This is a genomic window from Lacihabitans lacunae, from assembly GCF_042649125.1.
Classification (GTDB): domain Bacteria; phylum Bacteroidota; class Bacteroidia; order Cytophagales; family Spirosomataceae; genus Leadbetterella; species Leadbetterella lacunae.
Map to the genome: position 1 here is coordinate 3,673,619 of NZ_JBHRYQ010000001.1, position 18,251 is coordinate 3,691,869.

General features: G+C 37.1%; 17 protein-coding genes and 1 tRNA gene. 8 read left to right on the forward strand and 10 right to left on the reverse strand.

Going from position 1 to position 18,251, the window contains the following annotated elements; all coding sequences use genetic code 11:
- Positions 1-8: 8 nt before the first annotated feature.
- The gene (locus tag ACFOOI_RS15875) at positions 9-839 is read right to left on the reverse strand and encodes an endonuclease/exonuclease/phosphatase family protein (RefSeq protein ID WP_379839006.1); all 831 of its coding nucleotides are present in this window, start codon (positions 837-839) and stop codon (positions 9-11) included.
- 101 nt (positions 840-940) lie between these two features.
- Between ACFOOI_RS15875 and ACFOOI_RS15880 the strand changes: the two genes are divergently transcribed.
- Entirely contained in the window at positions 941-1,813 is an 873-nt protein-coding gene (locus tag ACFOOI_RS15880; RefSeq protein WP_379839007.1) for a DUF1684 domain-containing protein, read from the forward strand.
- A 1-nt stretch (position 1,814) separates the two neighbouring features.
- Here ACFOOI_RS15880 and ACFOOI_RS15885 read toward each other — a convergent pair whose 3' ends face one another.
- Complete coding sequence (locus ACFOOI_RS15885) at positions 1,815-2,492, reverse strand: response regulator transcription factor (RefSeq protein ID WP_379839008.1); 678 nt, start codon at positions 2,490-2,492, stop codon at positions 1,815-1,817.
- Positions 2,493-2,504: 12 nt separating this feature from the next.
- Positions 2,505-4,331 (reverse strand): sensor histidine kinase, encoded by a 1,827-nt coding sequence (locus ACFOOI_RS15890; RefSeq protein ID WP_379839009.1) that lies wholly within the window; start codon positions 4,329-4,331, stop codon positions 2,505-2,507.
- Positions 4,332-4,504: 173 nt separating this feature from the next.
- On the opposite strand from ACFOOI_RS15890, the gene ACFOOI_RS15895 reads away from it, so the two are divergent.
- From ACFOOI_RS15895 to ACFOOI_RS15910, 4 genes are read left to right on the forward strand one after another with little or no spacing between them, the layout of a single operon-like run.
- On the forward strand, positions 4,505-5,212 hold the full coding sequence (locus tag ACFOOI_RS15895) for an ATP-binding cassette domain-containing protein (RefSeq protein WP_379839010.1): 708 nt from the start codon (positions 4,505-4,507) through the stop codon (positions 5,210-5,212).
- Between the two features lie 9 nt (positions 5,213-5,221).
- Complete coding sequence (locus ACFOOI_RS15900; protein WP_379839011.1) at positions 5,222-5,569, forward strand: RNA recognition motif domain-containing protein; 348 nt, start codon at positions 5,222-5,224, stop codon at positions 5,567-5,569.
- Positions 5,566-6,804 carry a DEAD/DEAH box helicase gene (locus tag ACFOOI_RS15905; protein ID WP_379839012.1) on the forward strand — a complete coding sequence of 413 codons (1,239 nt, stop codon included), beginning with the start codon at positions 5,566-5,568 and terminating at the stop codon, positions 6,802-6,804. The genes ACFOOI_RS15900 and ACFOOI_RS15905 overlap by 4 nt, the downstream gene beginning before the upstream one ends.
- 31 nt (positions 6,805-6,835) lie before the next feature.
- Positions 6,836-7,495: a cyclase family protein gene (locus tag ACFOOI_RS15910; protein ID WP_379839013.1), complete on the forward strand. Its 660-nt coding sequence runs from the start codon at positions 6,836-6,838 to the stop codon at positions 7,493-7,495.
- Between the two features lie 61 nt (positions 7,496-7,556).
- Here the strand turns inward: ACFOOI_RS15910 and uxuA are convergent, their stop codons facing one another.
- Positions 7,557-8,753, reverse strand: a complete 1,197-nt coding sequence (gene uxuA / locus ACFOOI_RS15915; RefSeq protein WP_379839014.1) for a mannonate dehydratase — start codon at positions 8,751-8,753, stop codon at positions 7,557-7,559.
- A gap of 215 nt (positions 8,754-8,968) precedes the next feature.
- On the opposite strand from uxuA, the gene ACFOOI_RS15920 reads away from it, so the two are divergent.
- Positions 8,969-9,043, forward strand: a tRNA-Val gene (locus ACFOOI_RS15920).
- A gap of 936 nt (positions 9,044-9,979) precedes the next feature.
- Here the strand turns inward: ACFOOI_RS15920 and ACFOOI_RS15925 are convergent.
- The 6 genes from ACFOOI_RS15925 to ACFOOI_RS15950 form a co-directional block, all read right to left on the reverse strand.
- Positions 9,980-10,636, reverse strand: coding sequence for a hypothetical protein (locus ACFOOI_RS15925; protein ID WP_379839015.1), 657 nt, complete (start codon positions 10,634-10,636; stop codon positions 9,980-9,982).
- Between the two features lie 202 nt (positions 10,637-10,838).
- Entirely contained in the window at positions 10,839-12,236 is a 1,398-nt protein-coding gene (locus ACFOOI_RS15930) for an L-serine ammonia-lyase (RefSeq protein WP_379839016.1), read from the reverse strand.
- 442 nt (positions 12,237-12,678) lie between these two features.
- Positions 12,679-14,052, reverse strand: a complete 1,374-nt coding sequence (locus ACFOOI_RS15935) for a BCCT family transporter (RefSeq protein WP_379839017.1) — start codon at positions 14,050-14,052, stop codon at positions 12,679-12,681.
- Between the two features lie 150 nt (positions 14,053-14,202).
- Entirely contained in the window at positions 14,203-14,523 is a 321-nt protein-coding gene (locus tag ACFOOI_RS15940; RefSeq protein ID WP_379839018.1) for a hypothetical protein, read from the reverse strand.
- Positions 14,524-14,718: 195 nt separating this feature from the next.
- Positions 14,719-15,498 (reverse strand): class I SAM-dependent methyltransferase, encoded by a 780-nt coding sequence (locus ACFOOI_RS15945; RefSeq protein ID WP_379839019.1) that lies wholly within the window; start codon positions 15,496-15,498, stop codon positions 14,719-14,721.
- Positions 15,499-15,638: 140 nt separating this feature from the next.
- Positions 15,639-16,313 (reverse strand): porin family protein, encoded by a 675-nt coding sequence (locus ACFOOI_RS15950; protein ID WP_379839020.1) that lies wholly within the window; start codon positions 16,311-16,313, stop codon positions 15,639-15,641.
- A 254-nt stretch (positions 16,314-16,567) separates the two neighbouring features.
- Between ACFOOI_RS15950 and ACFOOI_RS15955 the strand changes: the two genes are divergently transcribed.
- Both ACFOOI_RS15955 and ACFOOI_RS15960 read left to right on the forward strand, forming a co-directional pair.
- A complete protein-coding gene (locus ACFOOI_RS15955) occupies positions 16,568-17,863 on the forward strand; it encodes a hypothetical protein (protein WP_379839021.1) in 1,296 nt (431 codons plus the stop codon).
- Entirely contained in the window at positions 17,812-18,237 is a 426-nt protein-coding gene (locus tag ACFOOI_RS15960) for a hypothetical protein (RefSeq protein ID WP_379839022.1), read from the forward strand. The genes ACFOOI_RS15955 and ACFOOI_RS15960 overlap by 52 nt, the downstream gene beginning before the upstream one ends.
- Positions 18,238-18,251: the final 14 nt, after the last annotated feature.

Below are 18,251 nucleotides of genomic sequence, written 5' to 3' on the forward strand. Positions count from 1 at the left end.
AGTTTTGCCTATTTTTTCAGTTCAACACTAACCATAACGGGGTGATGGTCAGAGGCAAACAAACCAGCCCATGTATTGCTTAAAGTAGCATGTTTTTTAATTATTATTTTTTTGTTGTTACAAAATATATGATCAATCTTTTTGTTTTTTTGTTCCCTGGACTCAAATCCTGAAAAAGTACTTTCGGGGCCAAAATGTCCAGATGTACTTATTTCTTCTGTGTTTTTTAATTCATTTTTTATTAAAACCATCGGTTCGTCGCTTGGTATACTGTTAAAGTCTCCCATCAAAAAGTACACCTGGTCTTTTGCTATTTCTTTAGATTTTGCTAAAAGTAATTTTGCACTTTGCTTTCTTGCAATTTGGCCCATGTGGTCGAAATGTGTGTTAAATACATAAAATCTAACTTTTGAGTTTAAATCTTCGAATAAGCCCCAAGTTACTACTCTTGGAAATGCAGCATCCCAGCCTTTAGACGGTTTTTCTGGTGTTTCACTTAACCAAAAAGTATCTGATTGGAGTAGTTTTAGCGTCTTGGTATTATAAAATATGGGAGAGAATTCTCCTTTTTCTTGGCCATCATCTCTTCCTTTGCCAAAATATGCATAGTTTGGGAGTCGCTGCTCTAGGTCTTTGATTTGACCAATGAGGGCTTCTTGCATACCACAAATATCAACATCATAAAAGGTCAACATTTGTGCAGCATGGTCTTTTCTGTTGGCCCATTTGTTTTCACCATCTCTATCGGTGTCGTAGCGGATATTAAAAGTCATAAGATTCACATTTTGAGCTGAAAGTGAAAAGCTAAGAAAACAAAAGAACAATAGGAGGTTTTTCATATTTGGTTGAATAAAATTATCGGATAGTTAAAGTTAACGAACACAACTTAATTTAGTGGGTAAATTTTGTATTTTTGATGGGTATTAATAAATAATTAACAATGAAAACGTATCTGTTTGGTTTTGTATTTCTGCTTCTTTTAAGTTCTATTGTTTTTAAAATTGATGATTATGAAAAAGAAATTATGGAATGGAGGAAGGGTCGAGCAGAGGAACTTAAAAACGAAAATGGGTGGTTAAATCTGGCAGGGTTATTTTGGTTAAAAGAAGGTGAAAATTCATTTGGAACTGATATTTCAAATGACATTATTTTTCCAAATGGGAAGGCAAAGCCTTTTATGGGCAAGTTTGTGCTTGCTAATGGTGTGGTGACTTTTTCTTCTTTACTAAAAAAACAAATATTGATTAACAACATTGGCTCGCAGGAAGCTCAATTATTTCCATCTGAAGAAAATAAAGTAAGTAGTTTTGGCTCATTGAGGTGGTTTGTAATAAAAAGAGGCCAAAAATATGGCGTGAGACTAAGAGATTTAGAAAGTGAATTCCTGCAAGAATTTAAAGGCATCTCTTATTTTGACATAGACCCAAGCTGGCGAGTAAAAGCCAAGTATGAAAAAACGGTAGGTCAGACTATTGGCATATTGGATGTGACCGGACAAACCAATCAGTTGGAGTCTCCAGGGAAAGTAACTTTTTCAAGAAAAGGAAAATTATACAGTATGCATGCTATTGCCGAAGGCGAGCAGTTGTTTTTTGTGTTTGGAGACAAAACCAACAAAATAAGTACCTATGGAGCAGGAAGGTTTTTGTATGCTCCTATGCCCAAAGAGTCTGGTGAGATATTTTTAGATTTTAACAAGGCTCAAAATCCACCGTGTGCATTTACGCCATTTGCCACTTGTCCACTACCTCCTGAGCAAAATATGCTAGATTTGGAAGTAACCGCTGGCGAAAAGAATTATCATCTAGACTAGCTCAACACACCAACTTAAAGCCTTCGCCGTGGAGGTTCATGATTTGAATACTTGGGTCTGCTTTTAGGTATTTGCGGAGCTTGGTTATGTAGACATCCATGCTGCGGGCATTAAAATAAGAGTCGTCGCCCCAGATAAGCTTTAGTGCAAAGCTCCTGCTTACCGTTTGGTTTTGGTTTTTGCAGAAAAGAGCTAGTAAGTCAGATTCCTTGGTGGTCAGTTTCTGGGTTTCGCCATTTAGGCTTAATTCGTGCTGATTGGGTACAAATGTATATTTACCTATTAAAAACTCGCTTTTTTCATCCTCTTTGTCTGCTTTTGTAACACGTTTCATTATGGCCTTTATTCTGACCAAGAGTTCCTCCATGCTAAAAGGTTTGGTGATATAGTCATCGGCACCAAGTTCAAAACCCTTTATGGTGTCTTCTGTCATAGACTTTGCAGTCAAAAAAACCAAAGGGATATTGGGGCTTTTGGTCCTAATTTCTTTAGCTAATGAGAAGCCGTCTTTCTTTGGCATCATGACATCTAAGATACAGAAATCAAAGCTTTCGGAAAGAAATACGTCCAAACCTTCGTTTCCGTCTTTGGCTAATTTAACATCATAGCCTTTTGCTATTAAATATTCTTGCGTAAGTAAACCTAGGTTTGGATCGTCTTCGGCGAGGAGTATTTTCATGTATTTTTTGGTTTAGGTATTGGGTAGGGTTACTTTAAATTCGCTTCCTGAATCAATTTTGCTATTAACTTCTATTTTTCCTTTCAAAAGCTCAATCATGTTTTTTACATAGCTTAAGCCAAGGCCAAAGCCTTTTACGTCGTGTAGATTTCCTTTGGGCACCCTATAAAATTTCTCAAATATTTTGCTTAGTTGATCTTTTGGAATCCCTATGCCGTCGTCCTTTATCGATACCATAACGCCGTCATCTGTGTCTTCGGTTGAGATACAAATATTGGGCGACTCGTTGCTGTACTTAATGGCGTTGTCCATCAAGTTAAAAAATATGTTAGTAACATGCACTTGGTCAGCCAAAACTTCGGTATTGATTGCGTTTAAGTTAATTTCAAGGTTTACTTCTTTTTGCTCTATCTGAACACTTAAATTTTGGACAACCTTGCCCAATATTTCATTAATATCCAAAGGCTCAAGTTTGAGTGTTATGTCGCCTTTTTCTAATTGGGCTATTTGTAAAACTTTTTCTACTTGCACGCCTAGTCTTTTGTTTTCGTCATGAATGATATTCAAATATCGCTCAGTTTTTTCTGGTGTCTTTTCTATGGTTTTGTCTCTTATAACTTCAAGTGCCAAGGCAATGGTTGATACTGGAGTTTTGAGTTCATGCGTCATATTATTTATAAAGTCATTTTTAATATTCGAAAGTTTTTTTTGCGTTAGTAAGGTATTTACTGAATAATAAAATACACCACCTACCATAAATATCAATAAAAACGAACTGCCAAACACGCTCCACATATTGTGCATAATGTAGTCGTCTTTGTCTGGGAAATATACGTGAAGAAACTGTTCTTGCTCAAAAGTGTCATTCGGGAAAAGCCTCACTTTGTATGCTCGATCAAGCGGGTTTTGTTGGTGATTGGGTTTCATCGAAGCGAAAATCACCAAGCCATTGTCTTTTACTCCATATTCAAATGGCAGGTTAATGCCATTGTTTTTAAATTCGGTTTTAAGCAACGTATCGAGCATGATGTGGCCTAGTCGCTCATAAATGCTTCTTTTTCCCAAAATCAAATCCGTAAAAACATCTTTCACTAAGTTGGCTTGTTCTACTTTTATTTCCTCTTTGGGTTTTGTGTTTTTATTCTCCTTGCTTTTTTGGGCTTGGTTGTTATTGGGTTTTCCGTTGTTTTCTTTAAAGTTTTGTCCGTCTAGAGCTTTTGCATTTTTCTTTGGATTTTCATTCAGATAAAATTCATAGGAGTTTTTTGACCTTAATTCAAACTGCTTGTTAAGTTCTTCATCAAAAAAAGTAATGAAATCATTGACATTGCTTTGCTTATTGGCCATTTCCAAAGACTTTTTCCTGAACTTTTCCATGGTCAGAAATTCTTCTTCTAGAAAATCTCTAAAAAACTGTTGGTTATTATTAGGCAAAATAATGAGTCTGTCACTATGAATGCCATTTTGAAAACCTGAAAACGTAAGGATGTCGGGTTCTGACTTATAAACTTCAGTGGTTTGTAAAGAGTCTTTGTTTGTTTGAGGTTTATCTGTGTTTACATAAACCCGATTGTCATTTTTATGCGTATGATTTTTAACCGATTTTTTCGAGATGTTTATTAGTCGCTGTTTTTCTTCAAAAAGCATTTTTTGTTTGGCCAAAAATATAACTTCTTGTTTCTCTATTTTGTGAACCGTTTCCTTAAGTGTATCTATTACTTTTCGGTCAAACTGCTCATTTTTTACGGAATATGCGTTTTGGATCCAATACCATTGAAATGCTATCAAGGATATCAGAGCCACAAACATGACCGCAATAAGAATATTAATTTTTTTCAAAACCTAAACCGATATTTTTATCAAATCTAACAAGATAGGAGTTGGTATAAAAACCGTTTAACACTTTTTAACATCGGTTTGCCAGGTGGTTTTATCAAATCAAATCATGGTTTGGAGTTATTTGCAAAGAATTAATGATTAATTTTGTGTAATATTCTTAAATTTAAATTAGTATGTCTATTCGTGTAAACAAACTCACAAAAACTTATGGTGCTCAAACAGCGGTAAACTCGCTTAGTTTTGAGATAAATACAGGTGAGATTGTCGGTTTTTTAGGGCCAAATGGTGCAGGAAAGTCTACCACAATGAAGATTCTTGCGGGTTATTTAAGGCCAACTTCGGGCGAGGCATTTTTAGACGAAGAGCTTATTTCGGTTGATGGCGTATCTAACAAAAGGAAATTGGGGTATTTGCCCGAGCACAATCCTTTGTATTTGGAAATGTACGTAGCCGAATATTTGACGTATATGGGTGAGCTTAGCGGCTTGAAAGGGAAGTTTTTAAAAGATAGGGTTATTGAAATAATAGAATTAGTAGGCTTAGGTCCTGAGAAAAACAAAAAAATAGAGCAACTATCAAAAGGATATAGGCAACGTGTAGGTTTAGCACAAGCACTCATACATGACCCAGAGGTGTTGATTTTAGATGAGCCCACTACCGGTTTGGATCCTAATCAGCTGGTAGAAATCAGGAATTTGATAAAGAAAATTAGTAAAAATAAGACTATCATATTAAGTACACACATCATGCAAGAAGTGGAGGCCCTGTGTACCAAAGTGATAGTGATAAACAAAGGGAATTTGGTGGCGTCAGATTCTATTATAAATCTAACAAAAAACGGCAAAACGCTTGAGTCCGTTTTTAGTGAATTAACAAAGTAAAATACGATTATGGATATATTTGTGGGAAGCATTCCCTTTAAGTTTACAGAGAAAAACCTAGAAGAGATTTTTTCGGCTTACGGAAAAGTAAACTCAGTTAAGGTGGTGATTGACAAAAGAACACGCCAAAACAAAGGTTTTGGTTTTGTAGAAATGCCTGACAGAAAGCAAGGCATGAGAGCTATTGCAGAGCTTAACGGCTCAGCTCAAGAAGGCAGAGCGATTATAGTATCTGAAGCTCAAAAAAACAAAAACGGTGAGAAAAACCAACCGCGTGATTGGTTCAAGAAAAGCAAAACAAGCTTAAAAGAAATAGTTAGTTGGGATAACGACTACAAGAGAAACTCCAGAAGATGAAATTTGACGACTACCATATTTCCCCAAAAATAAAAGAGAGTTTACAAGAGTTGGGTTTCAAAAAACCAACGGATATTCAATTTAAAGCCATTAAGCCTATTTTGTTAGGCGAAGATGTTTTGGCGATTGCTCAAACAGGTACGGGTAAAACCGCCGCATTTGCAATTCCGGTTTTAGATATCTTAGAGAAAGCTGCTGTAATAAGAAAGGCTAGAGGCATACAAGTACTTGTGATGGTGCCCACGCACGAGCTAGCTATTCAAATAGCCGATGTATTTAAAAGCATCGGAAAATATTCTTCTGCAAAAATAATGGCTCTTCACGGCAGTACCGATCAAGAGCCGCAAATAGCAAAACTAAAAAAAGGAGTAGACATATTGGTGGCTACACCCGGAAGGTTATTTGACCTTAGGTCGCAGGGATATGTGGAGTTAGATTATCTGAAAATATTAATTTTAGACGAGGCTGACCATATGTTAGACCTTGGTTTTATTAAAGACATAGAAGATATTATTCGTTATTTGCCTAAGCACAGACAAACACTTTTCTTCTCGGCAACGATAAACCCCGTCATAAAGAAGCTTGCATATTCCTTAGTTAAAAACGCCATAAGGATACAAATTTCTCCTGATAACCCTATTTCTAAAAACATTACGCACCATGCAATGGCCGTAGAAATGGACGATAAACGCTTTTTCTTGGAAAGGCTAATCAAGGAAAATCCAGACAGTAAGATGGTGGTTTTTGCTAGAACTAAAGTGCGGGTTGAAAGAGTGGTGGCGGCTATGCAGCGTGTGCAGATTAGTACAGAAAGTATACACTCAGACAAAACCCACCAAGAGCGTAAGTTGACGATGGCGAAGTTTACAACGGGCGAACTGAAGATTTTAATTGCTACGGATGTTAGTGCGAGAGGCATTGATATACCGAATGTAGATTTCGTGGTAAACTATGATTTGCCAGAAGAGCCCGAAAACTATGTACACCGAATAGGTAGAACCGGTAGGGGAGTTCAAAAAGGGCAAGCGTATTCGTTTTTTGCTCCCGAAGAATTGCCACTTTTGGCCGAAATAGAAAAATATGTGGGCTCGCCACTTCCAAGAGTAGATTTAGATAAAAACGCAGTAGAAGAAACCAAGATGGTATCTGATGGAGAAATGCATACATTCAAAGATGTGATGCAAGAAATTGCGGATTTTGAAAATAAAAAACAAAAGAAACGTAAGAAAAAATAAGTCTTTCATTTCCAAAAATCCTCTTCGATAAATGTCTCAACTGATAGACTTAAGCCACACCATTTCTGATGGAATGATAACCTATAAAGGTTTGCCTGCTCCCATAATTTGTGATTATCTATCAAGAGAGGATTCCATGAAAAACTATGGAAATGGGGCAAGTTTTCAAATTGGAAAAATAGAGATGGTTTCCAACACGGGAACCTACATTGACTGCCCATTTCATAGGTATGAAAACGGAAAAGACCTCTCAGAGTTTGGGCTTGGGTCTTTTGTAGATTTACCTGCTGTCAAAGTTCAGGTTTCGCACAAAGAGAGTTTAAGTGTTGACATTTCGGCTTTTGAAGGATTAGATTTAAAAGGGAAAGCTGTGCTTATACAAACCGATTGGTCTGACTATTGGGGAACAGACGCGTATTTTGAAAATCATGCGTTTCTTTCTGAAGAAGCAGCTGAATTTTTAAAGGATAGTGGGGTAGTGTTGGTTGGTATAGACTCACACAACATAGACGATACAAGAACAAATACAAGGCCGATTCATACTTTGCTTCTAGGAGCCGAAATTTTGATTGTTGAGCATATGACTAATTTAGCTCAATTGCCTTCTTCAGGTTTTACATTTAGTGCTGTGCCACCTAAAATAAAGGGGATGGGCACTTTTCCAGTCAGAGCATTTGCAAAAATAGATTGAAATTCACTTTAAATGTAAAGTGAACTTCAATCCATATATTTTTACTAAAGTAGCTAGCTCTTTATTTTAAACCCAAGTTTCTTCTAATTCCAAGTTCAAGTCCTCTTAGTTCTGCTAAGCCACGTAGCCTACCGATAGCGGTATAGCCAGGGTTGGTCTTTTTAGTTGGATTGAGGTCATCTAACATTCTGTGGCCGTGGTCAGGCCTAAACGGCAGTCTTAAGTCTTCTCTGCCTTCTGCTTGGCGTTTTGCTTGTTGTTTTACAAGAGCCTGCATTACACCAAACATGTCTACATCGCCATCCAGATGGTCTGCTTCGTGGAAGTTGCCCAGGGCGTCTCTTTTGGTGGCTCTTAAGTGTATAAAGTTTATTCTATCTCCGAGTCTCTCAACCATGCCCACTAGGTCATTGTCGGCCCTCACGCCATAGCTACCTGTACAAAAACACAAACCATTGGCTTTGCTTGGGTAGGCATCTAGAAGCTGCTTGGCATCGTCTTCAGTACTTACTACACGCGGAAGCCCTAAGATGGTATATGGAGGGTCGTCAGGGTGAATTGCTAATAATACGCCCGCTTCTTCGGCAACTGGCCCAACGGCTCTGATAAACTCGTAAAGGTTATTTCTGAGTGCTTTATCGTCTATTTCTGAGTATGTCTTTAAAGCCCCTCCAAATTGCTCGATAGTAAAGCTTTCTTCACTTCCAGGTAGCCCAGCAATAATGTTTCTAATCAGTTTAGTTTTTTGTTCGTCAGAGGCGTTGTCAAACCATTTTTCTGCAGCCAGCTGAATTTCTTTCGGATAATCTAAAAAGGCATTTTTTCTTTTTAAAAGGAAGGTCTCAAACGCACAAAACTCAACCATGTCAAAACGCAGGCCGGTAGAGCCGTCCGGCATCACAAAGTCGAGGTCAGTACGTGTCCAGTCTAAAACCGGCATAAAATTATAGCAAACGGTATCTATGCCACAAGCTGCAAGGTTTTTTATCGATGTTTTGTAGTTTTCAATATAAAGCTCAAAGTGCCCTGTTCGTTTCTTGATGTCTTCATGCACAGGAATACTTTCTACCACAGACCAAGTCAGGCCAGAGGCTTCGACTTCAGATTTGCGTTTAAGTATTTCTTCGGTTGTCCAAGTTTCACCATTTTTGATATGATGCAAAGCCGTAACTATTCCGGTAGCACCCGCTTGTTTAATGTCATTTAGGCTAACGGGATCATTTGGTCCGTACCATCTCCAAGTTTGTTCTAGAGCCATCGTAAAATTTTTGGTTTATGTTTGGGTCAAAATTAGGTTAAAAAAGTGCTTGATTTTGATACTAATTGCCTAAGTATTGTATTTTTTTGTCAAAAAGTTAAACTTTTCATGCTGAGAAAAAATATTTTAAACTTTTTTCTAATATTTTTTGGAAATAAAAAAACAGTCGTGCATCTTTGCAATCCCAAACGACGACAAACAGTCGAAACGGAAAAGGGAGTTTAGCTCAGTTGGTTCAGAGCATCTGCCTTACAAGCAGAGGGTCGGGGGTTCGAATCCCTCAACTCCCACAAAAAAGAGGTCAAATTGACCTCTTTTTTTATGCCATTTTTCGTCTGTTTTTCGAATCGCGAAACGTCGCACCGCTCAACTCCCACAAAAAAAAGAGATTTAATTCTTCCCTTTTTTGCCTTTTTTGGTCGGGATTTCGAATCGCGAGTCTTTGCACCGCTCAACTCCCACAGAAAAGAGATTTAATTGACCTCTTTATTTTTGCCCTTTTTCGTCAGTTTTTCGAATCGGAAGTCTTTGCACCTCTCAACTCCCACAAAAAAGAGATTTAATTCATCCTTTTTAATGTCTTTTTTTCGTCAGTTTTTCGAATCGCGAGTCTTTGCACCGCTCAACTCCCACAGAAAAGAGATTTAATTCATCCTTTTTTTGCCTTTTTTGGTCTGTTTTTCGAATCTCGAGACGTCGCACCGCTCAATTCTCACAATAAAGAGATTTAATTCATCCTTTTTTTGCTTTTTTGGTCGGGATTTCGAATCGCGAAACGTCGCACCGCTCAACTCCCACAAAAAAAAGAGATTTAATTCATCCTTTTTTATGTATTTTTTGGTCGGGATTTCGAATCGCGAAACGTCGCACCGTTCAACTCCCATAGAAAAGAGATTTAATTATCATTCTTTTTTTTGCCTTTTTCGTCATTTTTTCGAATCGCGAGTCGTCGCTCCCCTCAACTCTTATAGAAATTTACTAAACCCCAAAGTTGTGGAGTATAAATTGAAATAGAGATTTTAAGTTTACTTGAGCATATCAATTAGACGAGGTAGCGGTTAAGGAGATGCGACCGCAGCCTTGAGAGCTGCGTGAACTTGCACTTTCTGTGAATCTCGACTGCCACCTTTAGATATAGATTTGACAGTTATATGTCTAATCAACGATTAAATCAAAATAGTATGTAGAACAAATTATAAATAAAACAGATGCTTTAACTAACCTGGTTAATCAAGTTGCTCCCTTACTGAAGTTCTGTTTTTTCTGGCTTCGTCATAATAATCTATTATTAATACTGCTCCTATTCCTGGAACTACGTATTGTTCGCTGGGGTAAATTCTGATTCCTTCTGTGTTAGTTGGGGTAAATTTCGCAGTTCTATATAGTATGCAGTTTTCATATTTTTTTCCAGAAAGGGGGGAGGTTACACTGGTGTTTGTAGAAATGACTTCAACGTTTTTCACGCCTATAACTGTTACATAACGTTCACCCGTTTCTGGTTTGTAAGTGTAGGCAAAACTCTCGTATTTATCTCCTTTTTCGCATGGGTATTTATAAATTAGAGATTCTTCTCCATTGAAAGAATAATAATAATGTAAGCCATCGGGTTGATTGCTTATATATGTAGGTGTGTCGGGGCTTTTGAACCACGTTTTTCCTTTAGCTACAGTGTCTCCTTCTATTTTTTGGGAGAACCGCCTGTCAGCAGTTTCATTCCCGCTTGTGTCGTAAGCTTTTAACCAATAATTAAAGGTTTTGCCAATACTGAGTGGGAATAAGTCTTTTTGGTCAAATTTCGGATTTGGGTCGTCTGCTTTTTGGCTGTCACATGCAGTAAATATTACCGAGAGTAACAGGAGAAATACGCTATATTTTCTTTTCATTTTTTAGAGATATTTAAGTTAGTCAGGTCTGTTTGAGACAAAACACGGCTTTAAATATGTCTAAAGTTGAAAGATACACGTATGTAATCCAATTATTTGTCCTTCTAAAGTCCGAAGGTTTTATATTACGGTCATATCCAGGTCAGAATTTTAAATATTAGGACCAATAAAAGGCTAATTCATGTTGATTTAAACTAAAAAATTAACATCCGATTGCATTTACCCCTAAAGCTAAGCCACCTTTCGAGGTTTCTTTATATTTTGTTTTCATGTCTTTAGCGGTTTGCCACATGGTTGATACAACTTTGTCTAGCGGTACTTTTGCGGCTTTCGGGTCGGTACCTAGTGCGAGTTCTGCTGCGGTTATGGCCTTCATAGCTCCCATTGAGTTTCTTTCGATGCAGGGTATTTGAACCAAACCCATTATTGGGTCGCAGGTCATACCGAGGTGGTGTTCCATGGCTATTTCTGCGGCTACTAATACTTGCTCAGGACTTCCGCCAAGAAGCTCGCAGAGTGCTGCTGCCGCCATAGCAGATGAAACGCCGATTTCGGCTTGGCAACCTCCCATGGCGGCAGATATAGTTGCCCCTTTTTTAAAAATACTTCCAATTTCGCCAGCTACTAGTAAGAATCTTTTGATTTCGGGAAGGCCAGCTTTGTGGTCTTCTATCATGAGGTAATACATGATGACGGCCGGAATTACGCCCGAACTGCCATTTGTAGGGGCTGTAACTACTTTTCCAAGCGAGGCATTGACTTCATTTACCCCAATAGCGAAACAACTCACCCATTTTAATATTTGCCTGAATTTCACTTTGGTTTTTCTAAGTTTTTTTAGCCATTCTTTCTTGTTTTTTACAATTTCAGGACCTTCTAAGTTTTTGTAAAAATCAGCAGCTCGTCGTTTTACATTTAAGCCTCCCGGCAAAATACCTGAAGTGGTGCAGCCAATGAAAACACAACTTTCCATAACCTCCCATATCTTTTTTATTTGGGTGTCAATGTATTCTTCGGTATGTAAAGCGAGCTCGTTTTGAAGTACTAATTCTGAAATACTTAGGCCAGTTTTTTCGCAGTGTGCCAACAGTTCCGCCCCGTTTTGTATGGGATAAGGGATGGATTTTGACTGAGCGTCACGTATATTTTCGTTTTCTTTTATTACAAATCCCCCTCCGATAGAGTAAAAAGTTTCAATAACTTCTTTTTCATCTATTTGAGCAATAAATCGTAAACCGTTGGAGTGAAACGGGAGTGCTTTTTTGCAGAATTTGATGTCTTTTTCGAATGAGAATGGAATACTTGACTCTCCTCTTAGATTTAATCTTTTAGAAGTTTTTACTTCTTCTAATAATCTAGGGATAGTTTCGGGGAATATTTCTTCGGGAATTTGGCTTAAAAGTCCCATTACAATGGCTATGTCTGTGGCGTGGCCTTTGCCGGTTAGTGAAAGCGAGCCATACAGCTCAACGGATATTTTAGAGATATTGCCTGGGTTTTCTAATAAGAATCTATTGGCGGCTTTCCATGGGCCTAATGTGTGCGAGCTTGACGGTCCAATGCCAATTTTGAACATATCAAAAACTGATATTATTTCCATTTTATTTGTGATGAAGTTTTGTGCTCCAAAATTGCACATTTCTAATGAATATTTATACAAAAGAAATGTAAACTTATCATAAACAACTTTGTAGTAACCTAGAAAATAAGCTTGATATTTAATACGACTTTACTTTTTTTTACTGTCAAACGGTTAATTTTTATTTTTAAAGAAAACATAGTTTAAACCTAGCATTGAAGCCATTTTTTAACCATTTTGAAAAACACCCCATTTCATTAACTGTGTCGCCTGCCAGCGGGGCCTCCATTTTTTTTCGAAAAAAAACGGAGCAAAAAAAACTGCACGGCAGCGGCCGACCGTCCTGCAAACTCGCACAATTAAAATTCTTATTGTCAATGTTCTAATAAAAATATACTTCCCAAAAGAATTTTAACAGTGCTCAAACAATGCAGGGCGATGTAATGATTTATTTTCTATTTTTTTACCCGTTTGACAGTAACTTTTTTTTAAATAAGTCTTTTATAAATAGGAAAATCATAATGAAGTATAATATACTAAAAGGTATAGCAAACAATATCAACAATTGACTTACATATTGTAAGAGTGTTTCGCCCCCAATAACCAAAAGTATGGTGGTTAAAATACCGAGAAAAATACCCCAAAATAAGCGATGACGGTGATTTGGCTCTGAGTTTTTGTTGGAAAACATGCTCAATACAAATATGCCGGAGTCTATGGATGTTACTAAAAATGTAATTGCCAATACCAATGAAAGTGGGCTGAGTATCTTGCCCAAAGGCAGTTCGTTTAGAAAACGAAAGATGGACGTATAAATGGAATCGTAGTAAGCAGAGGTGAGCAAATGCAAATGGTGCTCTGAAAAAAGTAAGTTGCCAAAAGCAGTAAACCAAAAAAAGGTGCCAATGGCCGGAATAAATAAAGTACCCAAAATATATTGTCTTATGCTCCGCCCTTGGGAGATACGAGCAATAAAAATACCCGTAAATGGCACCCAAGCCAACCAAAATGCCCAATAAAAGTAGGTCCAGTCTAATAAAAAAGTTTCTGGAATTTTTGGTTTTCCTAAGTTAAGACTCATCGAGACAAAATCTGTCAGGTATAGTTTTAAGCCAGAAAATAGATTTACGATTACTTCCAAAATCGGAGATTGAATCAGGACAAATACCATGAAAAATAACATCAGGCCAATATTGAAGTTCGATAGGTTTTTAATGCTTTTTCGCAGCCCCGACATGGCAGATAAGGTTCCTACACTGATTAATGCCAAAAGGATACCTATTGAATACGTTAAACCAATAGTTTTATTTCCGTTCAGAAATGCGAGACCTCCCGATATTTGTCTACTACCAAGGCCCAAAGATGCTACGATACCTACTACTGTGCAGGCGATTACGGTTGTGTCAATACCGGTTTTGAGATATTTGGGAAAGTTGTATTTATCAAAATAGGATGAAATAGAGAAGTCGGAATCCGTTTTTTTCCAAGCGATAATTAAACCAAAAAGTCCATAAAAAGCCCAAGGCGTTAGTCCCCAATGAAAAAATGTATAGGCAAAAGACAAGATTTCGGGGGAATAGATACTGGTTTTGTGAGGATGAATGAAATAGTAACCCGGTTCTTGTACAGCTCTAAGCAATAAGCTAGGGCCCATGCCAGTGCTAAACAGCATAGCCACCCGCGAAAACCAAGAAGAATCTGGCTTTTGGTCTCCAATGGTGTTTTTAGAAATTGGCAAAATGAGCAGGGTAAGCATAAAAACAACTGCTCCAAAACCAAGGTAGAGGTAGAATGGTCCAAAAAAATGAAGAGATTGTTTTAGGGCTTCAGATAGCATTACAATAGTATTTTTGCCACAATATCGAAAGAATTAGGTATTCAGCCCAAAAAAGAATTTTAATCAAAATAGGGACCGCCTTTTTTTATTTACACTTTTAAAATTTCGCTAACTCTTTCGATATATAAGAAAATGCACTAATTATTTCATTTAGTTACCTCTAGGTGGATTTGGAGGGCCCGCTTTTTTTAATTCCGCTTCGGTAATGAAACCGTCTTTGTTTGCGTCTATTTTTTCGAAGTCATTTTTCAATGGGCCTTCTATTTCTGACTTACTTAGTTTACCATTTTTGTCTTTGTCCATTTTGGTCAATAAGTCCGCAAATTTTGGTTTTTCGCCCTGTGGAGGTTTACCTTCTCTTTTTTGATGCGATGGTTCTTGGTTTTGGGCTATTGTTTTGGTCGATGTACATGCGAATGCAATGACAGACAAACAGATTGCAGCTGCGATTTTTAAACTATTTTTTAGCATTTTATTAAAATTTGAAATGAAATATTATGTATCAATCTAAAATCCTCGAGGACTTTTCGTGATTTGATTTGTTAGAGTCAGATAGTAAAAAAAACTTGCGGTGTAGTCTGAAATAATTTTCTTTTTAGTAAGAAAAGCATTTCTTTATTGTGCGTTTTAGCCTTAAGGCTCTCTTTTTCTTTTGCTAAAAAGTGCTTAATTGGTTTTTTGAAAAACAACGCATAAGTGTTTGTGAAACAGTATGGTTGTGTTTGAGTTTAGTTGGTGTTGAGCCTTAAGGGTTTGCGGGTCTTCGTCATTGTGTTTCATTAGTTTTTTCATGGTAAGGAAGCTTCTCAGTTTTAAGTATGGAAACAGTAAACTTCCAAATATTACAGATGAATTGCTAATTTGATTGGCCCCAATTTCGATTAAGTTTAGACCAGACATGGCCGTCAACGATCGTAGTTTTTGTGCTCCCAGTAAAAAGAACCTCCCCAAATAGGTTTTGCCGTTGTCATAAGAAACTATGGTTTTTTCGTTAGGCAAATACATGTTGCTTCGCTCGCCTTCTGTCCAAAGGTTGGCTATTCTTCCCGCGAAATTACTGTTGTTAGGTTTGGTTAAAATAAACTTTCCTTGTGGTTTTAGTATTCTAGAAATTTCGGCAAAAAGGTGCAGTTGATCCGGAATATGCTCGATAGTTTCCATCAAAATTACATAGTCGTATGTATGGCTTTCAATCGGTAAATCAAGATTCAAATCCATAGCGGTACATGTCATAGTAGTACAGGTAAAAACCTCCGGATATTTATCATAAGCATGTACTTGTGCTCCGGCTTTTTGCCACAAACTAGCCACAAAACCTGAGCCAGCAGACAAGTCAGCTACTTTCAAGCCTTTCACTTCGTTGGTATCTAGGTAATTGATAATATACTTAAGACCGTTTAGTCTTGAATGCGAAACAGATTCTAGGTCTTTTTTGGAGTATTTCATGCCTCAAATATAATTCAAAACGACTTTAGTTTTTAAATTTCTTGAACCTTAGTTTTCTTAAAAAAAGACAGCAAAGTTAAGGCATAAAAAAAGGGCAAAAAGCCGAAACTTTTTGCCCCAAATAATATTAAAATAATTGTTTATATTTTTACTTTAAAGCCCATTGATGCATTCACTGTGCGGCTTCTTACAGGAAGTCTTACTATTGGAGTGTCAAGTATCCTAGAAAAACCATGTTGGTAACGCCCTTCTACAAAAAACGCAAGTTTAGGTGTAAAAGGTTGCTCAATACCCATTGCAGCCACACCGCTAAATTCTACTGGCTTAAAGAAGTCTTTGCTTAGGTTTGTGTTTACTGGAAAAATATTAAAAACGTTGATTCGTAAACCTGAATTTACCAAAACACCTACCGCTGGGCCAACGGCCACATAAAAGTTGGTTTGGTCGGGTTCTCCAAATTTAAATTTTGCTAAAATAGGTGCTTGAATATAATCAGTTTTGAAAGTCAACTTGGCGTTTATTGGAATATTTACGCCTAAAAATTCGCCATTCTTATTAATTCCCTCTCTGATGCTAAAACCCTTCATGCTATATTCTAATTCAGGCTGAATAGAGAAGTTTTGGGTAATTGGTAGCTCCAAAAATATGGCCCCACTAGCTGCCGGACGCAGTTTAAAGTCAGGTGTGATGTTTTCTATTAAAGCAAACTTGGTAAGCGTGGAAGCCGTAAAACTTCCTCTGAAACCTACACTTTTTTGGGCAAAAGCTCCAAGGGAAGATAATATTAGCAAAAAGGCAAGAGATGTATTTTTCATTTTTATTAAATGTATTTTGTTTGTCTTTTAGATGCAGCAATGGGGTCGAGGGTTACAAACTCTTATGTTAAGCTGATGTTAACGCTTTCTTTTTTAGTTTAAAAATCGAATAATGGCTGTGATTTTAAGTTTTAAAGCCAAATAATTCACTTGTATTTTTTTGGCATTTGTGCATACATTTTTAGGCATTAATAAATTGCTGCTATTATTTTTAATAACTTCGAGTTTTAAATTCAACCTATCAAAAAATCGCTATGAAAAAACAATTCGTTTTTTATGCATTTCTGTTTTCTATCATCTTTCATGCCTCTTTTTCACAAAGCTTACTTGACGACGAAAATCCTGTTGATTTATCTGCATGGAAAAACGGCTCTTGGAAAGAGATTTCAGACTTAACAATAGCTCCAATTTCTAATAAAGTAGGGGTAATAAATGGCAAAGGGGGTCTTTTGGCAGAAGGGAGTGCACAGTTGGTGTTTCCGAATGTAAACCAAAGCTACCTGCTTTCTTTTAATTGTAAAATAGAAAACCAAAGTCAAGTTTCTTTGGCTTTAACTAAGGAAAATAAGCTTTTGCTAAGTAAAAATGAATTCGGTACAATTGTTAGTAGCTCAGGGGTAAATAAGCCCGAAGTAAACGCCGCAAGAGCCACGGGGCTTTGGCAAACGGTAGAAATAAGTGTAGATAAGGCTAAAAACTTGCCGGGGTTTGTTTTGGTAAATTTTATAAAAGTTAATAACCTCATTGTTTTACAACATGTGATTCTTCCAGTTCAAGACTTATCCAATAACCATTTGATGTTTGAGGTTTCAAAAGGAATGTTTGCCCTAAAAAATCTGAAAATATTAGAACAGACTGACATAAAGCCAATTACGCTTACGGGCTTAAAAGGGGAAGTTTGGGAAGAGTTTAACTGGGACAAGGTTTCTACAGAAGGTTTTAGCTCTATGGCTAAGGCCGATTTAGTTGGACTGAATTATGATATTGGCCAAGGCGTTTCGAAGAAGAATTTTATTGCCAAATACGACGGCACACTCAATGTAGACAAAGCGGGCGTCTATAATTTCACTTTTGATATTTCGGGCAAATTCATGGTAATGATTGACGAGAAGCCAATTTTTGAATTTACAAATGACTTTTACAATCGGAATATTTTCACCAAAAAACTAGAGCTTTCTAAAGGTAAGCATAGCTTTCACTTGGAATTTCTTAAAGCCTGGATGAAGCCCGCTCTTGGTATGTCGGTTTCTGGCAATGGTGCAAAGCAATATGCTTTAAACGAGTTGACCTCTTTACCCGAAATAAAAAACTACGGCAACATAAAATTTGACCCAAGTCTAAAAACAGAAGTGATTAGAGGGTTTTATATGCACAATGGCGTAAAAAACACCACGGCACTTGCCACAGGATTTACTTCAAAATACAATTATGCAATAGACATAGAAAAAGGTTCTTTGATGACAGTTTGGAAAGGAAACTTTACGGATATGTCAGAAATGTGGCACGAAAGGGGGAGCCTCAGACCTTCAAGGCAAACGGCATGTTTGTGAACCTGTCTGGCAAAGACATTCTTTTAGATCAAAAAAATGAGCCTGTGATAATTAACTATGAAAGCCAACAGATGGACAAAGACAATTCGCCTACTTTTACTTATACTACTCCAGAAAAAGCTAGTTTTAACCAACAAATATTGCCAATTGGCGAAGGTTTCGGAATAAAATTAAGCTTTGAGAATTCGAGCAAAGCGAAACTTGTACTGGCTCGAGGGGCAGAAATACTAAAAGTAGAAAATGGTGTCTATAAAATTGGCGATTACTATATTCAAATAAATGCAAAAGCGAAAGCAGAGGTAATTCAAATCAAGAATGAATTTGTGTTAACTGTGCCTGCTCAAGGAATTGTATCCTACAATTTGATCTGGTAAATATTTTAAACAAA

Bases quoted from the DNA above. Each gene is read 5' to 3' on its own strand.
- ACFOOI_RS15875 (WP_379839006.1), bottom strand. From the start codon at position 839: ATGAAAAACCTCCTATTGTTCTTTTGTTTTCTTAGCTTTTCACTTTCA.
- ACFOOI_RS15895 (WP_379839010.1), top strand. From the start codon at position 4,505: ATGTCTATTCGTGTAAACAAACTCACAAAAACTTATGGTGCTCAAACA.
- ACFOOI_RS15905 (WP_379839012.1), top strand. From the start codon at position 5,566: ATGAAATTTGACGACTACCATATTTCCCCAAAAATAAAAGAGAGTTTA.
- uxuA (WP_379839014.1), bottom strand. From the start codon at position 8,753: ATGGCTCTAGAACAAACTTGGAGATGGTACGGACCAAATGATCCCGTT.
- ACFOOI_RS15930 (WP_379839016.1), bottom strand. From the start codon at position 12,236: ATGGAAATAATATCAGTTTTTGATATGTTCAAAATTGGCATTGGACCG.
- ACFOOI_RS15900 (WP_379839011.1), top strand. From the start codon at position 5,222: ATGGATATATTTGTGGGAAGCATTCCCTTTAAGTTTACAGAGAAAAAC.
- ACFOOI_RS15950 (WP_379839020.1), bottom strand. From the start codon at position 16,313: ATGAAAAATACATCTCTTGCCTTTTTGCTAATATTATCTTCCCTTGGA.
- ACFOOI_RS15935 (WP_379839017.1), bottom strand. From the start codon at position 14,052: ATGCTATCTGAAGCCCTAAAACAATCTCTTCATTTTTTTGGACCATTC.
- ACFOOI_RS15910 (WP_379839013.1), top strand. From the start codon at position 6,836: ATGTCTCAACTGATAGACTTAAGCCACACCATTTCTGATGGAATGATA.
- ACFOOI_RS15955 (WP_379839021.1), top strand. From the start codon at position 16,568: ATGAAAAAACAATTCGTTTTTTATGCATTTCTGTTTTCTATCATCTTT.
- ACFOOI_RS15945 (WP_379839019.1), bottom strand. From the start codon at position 15,498: ATGAAATACTCCAAAAAAGACCTAGAATCTGTTTCGCATTCAAGACTA.
- ACFOOI_RS15940 (WP_379839018.1), bottom strand. From the start codon at position 14,523: ATGCTAAAAAATAGTTTAAAAATCGCAGCTGCAATCTGTTTGTCTGTC.
- ACFOOI_RS15925 (WP_379839015.1), bottom strand. From the start codon at position 10,636: ATGAAAAGAAAATATAGCGTATTTCTCCTGTTACTCTCGGTAATATTT.
- ACFOOI_RS15885 (WP_379839008.1), bottom strand. From the start codon at position 2,492: ATGAAAATACTCCTCGCCGAAGACGATCCAAACCTAGGTTTACTTACG.
- ACFOOI_RS15880 (WP_379839007.1), top strand. From the start codon at position 941: ATGAAAACGTATCTGTTTGGTTTTGTATTTCTGCTTCTTTTAAGTTCT.